General features: G+C 47.5%; 3 protein-coding genes. All 3 read left to right on the top strand.

The window, feature by feature from the left end; genetic code table 11:
• The coding region (locus QZ938_RS09155; protein WP_293365456.1) for a hypothetical protein at window positions 1–239 on the top strand (239 nt) is incomplete at its 5' end.
• A 201-nt stretch (window positions 240–440) separates the two neighbouring features.
• Window positions 441–1,841, top strand: a complete 1,401-nt coding sequence (locus QZ938_RS09160) for a 3' terminal RNA ribose 2'-O-methyltransferase Hen1 (protein ID WP_293151115.1) — start codon at window positions 441–443, stop codon at window positions 1,839–1,841.
• Window positions 1,842–2,225: 384 nt separating this feature from the next.
• On the top strand, window positions 2,226–4,835 hold the full coding sequence (locus QZ938_RS09165; RefSeq protein ID WP_293348902.1) for a polynucleotide kinase-phosphatase: 2,610 nt from the start codon (window positions 2,226–2,228) through the stop codon (window positions 4,833–4,835).
• The last annotated feature ends 152 nt before the right edge of the window (window positions 4,836–4,987 follow it).

Genomic DNA, 4,987 nt, shown 5'->3' on the forward strand with positions numbered 1-4,987 from the left:
GGACTTTAGTCCGCATCCAAATTTGGTTCGTAGTGAGGACTTTAGTCCGCATCCAAATTTGGTTCGTAGTGAGGACTTTAGTCCGCATCCAAATTTGGTTCGTAGTGAGGACTTTAGTCCGCATCCATCACAAGACTAAATTTATCGCAAAATTTGGTTGTGAGGATTTTAGTCCTCAGGAAGAAGGACTGAAGTCCTCACTACGAACCTTGACTTTAGTCCTCAGGAAGAAGGACTGAAGTCCTCACTACGAACCTTGACTTTAGTCCTCAGGAAGAAGGACTGAAGTCCTCACTACGAACCTTGACTTTAGTCCTCAGGAAGAAGGACTGAAGTCCTCACTACGAACCTTTATTGGTGAGTAGTTTAGTCCTCAGGAAGAAGGACTGAAGTCCTCACTACGAACCTTTGGGTAAACTTTATTTGGAATGTAGATATCGATGTTATTAACCATTTCGACAACTCGCGTCCCTGCTACGGATTTAGGCTATTTGCTGCACAAACATCCCGATCGCCTTCAATGCTTCCCCATGACTTTCGGACAAGCCAGCGTCTTTTATCCTGAAGCAAATGCAGACAAGTGCACGGCGGCTTTGCTGTTAGATGTCGATCCGGTTGGTTTGGTGCGCGGTAAGTCGAAATCGGGCGATCGCCCTTTGGAACAATACGTCAACGATCGCCCCTACGCAGCCTCATCCTTTCTGTCTGTCGCCCTCGCCCAGGTCTTCGGTACCGCCCTATCCGGTCGCTGCAAAGACCGCCCAGAACTCGCAGAAACTGCCATTCCGCTGACAGTTAAGCTGTCGGTTTTGCCCTGTCGCGGGGGCGAGAAGTTCCTCCGCCAAATGTTTGAGCCGCTGGGCTATCAAGTCGCAGCAAAACCGCTGATTCTTGACGAACAATTTCCCGAGTGGGGTGCGAGTCCTTACTTTGCTGTGGAACTGCAAAATACAGTTCGGTTGGCGGATTTGTTGAGCCATCTTTATGTACTAATTCCTGTCTTAGATGACGATAAACATTATTGGGTGGGCGATGATGAAATTGAGAAGTTATTGCGTCACGGCGAAGGTTGGTTGAACTCGCATCCCGCCCGCGAACAAATTGCCGATCGCTATTTGAAACGCCAGCGCCGTTTGACTCGCCTTGCTGTGGCACAATTAGCAGAAGAAGATAATCTCGATCCGGAGAAACTCGAAGTTTCTCACCAGCAAGAAGAGGAAGTTTTAGAACAGCGAATTAGCCTCAACGAACAGCGTTTAGAAGCTGTGATGACTGTTTTAAAAGCCAGCGGTGCTCAGCGAGTGGTAGATTTGGGCTGCGGTGAGGGAAAGCTGCTGCGATTGCTTTTAGCCGAAAGTGCGATCGCCCAAATTACTGGAGTCGATGTGTCTTTTCGGGCGTTGGAAATCGCCAAGGAACGATTGCAGGTCGATCGCCTTTCTCCCGCACAGCAATCTCGCTTACAATTGATCCAAAGTTCCCTGATTTATCGAGACAGTCGCTTGACGGATTTTGACGCAGCAGCGGTGATTGAGGTGATCGAACATCTCGATTTAGAACGGTTGGCTGCTTTTGAACGGGTGTTGTTTGAGTTTGTGCGGCCGAAATTTGCGATCGTCACAACTCCCAACGTTGAGTACAATGTTCGGTTTGAAAACTTGCCGGCGGGTAAATTTCGCCACCGCGATCACCGTTTTGAGTGGACTAGAAATCAGTTTCAGACTTGGGCGAATCAAGTTGGCCAACGGTTTGGATATCGGGTAGAGTTGCGATCTATTGGAACCGAAGATGTAGCAGTTGGTTCGCCTACACAAATGGCAGTATTCGCTTTGACAGAATAACTACTACATTTTTTGTGCTTACAATGTAGTTAAACTTGGAAAAATGCAGGCTTCAGCTATGAACAAATCTATCCAAACCCAGATAATTAAAGTCGATCGCTCTCAAGTATAGCCTTTCTCAAAAAGATGAGGTATAACTGACAGGTTATATAACCACTTAAACCAAGAGGGCCCAAGCCCAACAACGTCCGCGAATCTTTCGCTAGATCCGCTATAATTCGCATTCCTAAATCTTTATTAGAGTAAATTAGTATTAGTGAAGCAGTAGAAATCGAATCTTAATTGAAATTATTTATCTCTATTCTCTCTCTGTGTTCTCTGCGCTCTCTGCGGTTAAATAATCTTGATGCAACCAAAAACGAGATAAATCACAATTATTAAACCATGAAAATTACAATTCCCGAACTATCTTTAGTCCTGCTCATCGGTGCATCCGGTTCCGGCAAATCCACCTTTGCGCGCCAGCATTTCCAACCGACAGAAATCATTTCATCCGATCACTGCCGCGGCCTGGTTTCCGACGACGAAAACAATCAAGCGGCCACCGCTGATGCTTTTGAAGTGCTGCATTTAATTGCTGCTAAACGTCTGGCGGCGGGTAAATTAACTGTGATTGATGCTACGAATGTGCAGCCGGAAAGTCGCAAACCGCTGTTAGAATTAGCCCGAAAATATCATTGCTTTTTAGTAGCAATTGTGCTAGATTTGCCCGAAAAATTGTGTGCCGATCGCAATCAGCAGCGTCCAAACCGCAATTTTGGGAATCATGTAATTCGCCGCCACGTTCAAAATTTAAGACGATCGCTCCGAAATCTCGATCGCGAAGGCTTCCGCTACGTTCACATCCTCCGTTCCCCAGAAGACATCGCAGCAGCCCAAATCGAGAGACAACCGCTGTGGAACAACCGCAAACACGACACAGGCCCCTTTGACATCATCGGCGACGTTCACGGATGCTGCGGCGAATTGTCACAATTGCTGCAACAGTTGGGCTATCAAATTGTCGAACCATCCAGCGCATCTGGCTTTTGGGATTATCCCACCTACGCCCATCCAGAAGGCCGTAAAGCAGTGTTTTTGGGCGATTTGGTCGATCGAGGCCCGCGCATTCTCGACACTCTCAAACTCGTCCGCAACATGGTAGCAGCATCAACCGCTTTGTGCGTCCCCGGAAATCACGACATCAAGTTATTGCGAAAACTCAGCGGCAAAAATGTCAAAATCAACCACGGACTCGAACAAACCTTAGCAGAAATTGCAGCTTTACCGGATGAATTGCGCGAATCAGCAGTTAGCGAAATTAGCCAATTTCTAGATAGTTTAATCGGTCATTACGTCCTCGACGGCGGCAAATTAGTCGTCGCCCACGCCGGAATGAAAGCAGAACTTCAGGGACGCGCATCCGCCCGCGTTCGAGATTTCGCATTGTACGGAGAAACCACAGGCGAAATCGATGAATTCGGCTTACCAGTCCGCTACAATTGGGCCGCCGAATATCGAGGTCAAGCAGCAGTTGTTTACGGACACACCCCGATTCCCGAAACAGAATGGTTGAACAATACTGTTGATATTGACACAGGCTGCGTTTTCGGCGGCAAACTAACAGCTTTGCGGTATCCTGAAAGAGAATTTGTCAGCGTTCCTGCTGCGATGATTTACTGCGAACCAGCCAAACCGATCGCATTTCCATCCATTGCAACTCCGCTTAACAGTTTTCCCGCAATAAATCTCACCGCCCAACAGCAGTTTGATGACGTGCTGGATATTTCCGACGTGCTCGGAAAGCGCACGATCTCAACAAGGCTGCAACGTAACATTGCAATTCGAGAAGAAAATGCGATCGCAGCCCTGGAAGTAATGAGCAGATTTGCCGCCAATCCCAAATGGCTGATTTACTTACCGCCCACCATGTCTCCCGCTGCTACCTCCAAAGAACCCGGGCTTTTAGAACATCCAGCCGAAGCCTTTAACTACTACCAACAGCAAGGCGTCTCGACAGTTGTCTGCGAAGAAAAGCACATGGGTTCCCGTGCAGTTGTCATTGTTTGTCGCGATGAATCGGCGGCTAAACGGCGCTTTGGGATTTTTAACAACAGCATTGGCATTTGCTACACCCGTACTGGTCGCCATTTCTTCGATAATTCTACCTTAGAAACAGAGTTTTTAACGCGGGTAAATCGCGCTCTTTCTGCTAGCAATTTTTGGGAAAAATTTAAAACTGATTGGGTGTGTTTGGACTGCGAATTAATGCCTTGGTCTGCCAAAGCTCAAGGTTTATTGCAAGAACAATATGCTGCCGTGGGAACCGCATCCCGTCACGGGTTTGCAGAGGCGATCCAGCAGCTAGAACAGGCGAAACAGCGGGGAGTTGAGGTTGATTCTTTGCTGGCTAGCTACCGGGAACGAGCCGATTTAGCCGATCGCTATGTCAGTGCCTACCAACGCTACTGCTGGCCCGTGAAATCCATCTCCGACCTCAAATTAGCGCCTTTCCACATCTTGGCAACCGAGGGAAACGTTCACACCGATCAGAATCACTGCTGGCACATGGAACAGATAGCAGAAATCTGTAATTTTGACCTAGAATTGCTGTTAGCTACTGAATACAAAGTAGTTAGAATTGCCGATCTTGACAGTCAATTGGCAGGGATTCAATGGTGGGAAAAAATGACTGATGCCGGGGGCGAAGGGATGGTGGTGAAACCGATGGAATTTATTGTTAATAATAGCAAAGGATTGGTACAGCCTGCGATCAAATGTCGCGGTAAAGAGTATTTGCGAATTATTTACGGCTTGGAATATTCTTTGCCGGAACATTTGGAAAAATTGCGATCGCGCGGGCTTTCCGGGAAGCGTTCTTTAGCTTTGCGAGAGTTTGCTTTGGGTGTAGAATCGTTGGATAGATTTGTTGCGGGTGCTCCGTTGAGGCAAGTTCACGAGTGCGTTTTCGGAGTATTAGCAATGGAGAGCGAACCTGTAGATCCGAGATTGTAATTTGGTTCGTAGTGAGGACTTCAGTCCTCTGAATATGCGGACTGAAGTCCGCACTACAAACACTGTAATTTGGTTTGTAGTGAGGACTTTAGTCCTCTGAATATGCGGACTGAAGTCCGCACTACAAACACTGTAATTTGGTTTGTAGTGAG

This window comes from Microcoleus sp. CAWBG27, assembly GCF_020883145.1.
Lineage (GTDB): Bacteria > Cyanobacteriota > Cyanobacteriia > Cyanobacteriales > Microcoleaceae > Microcoleus.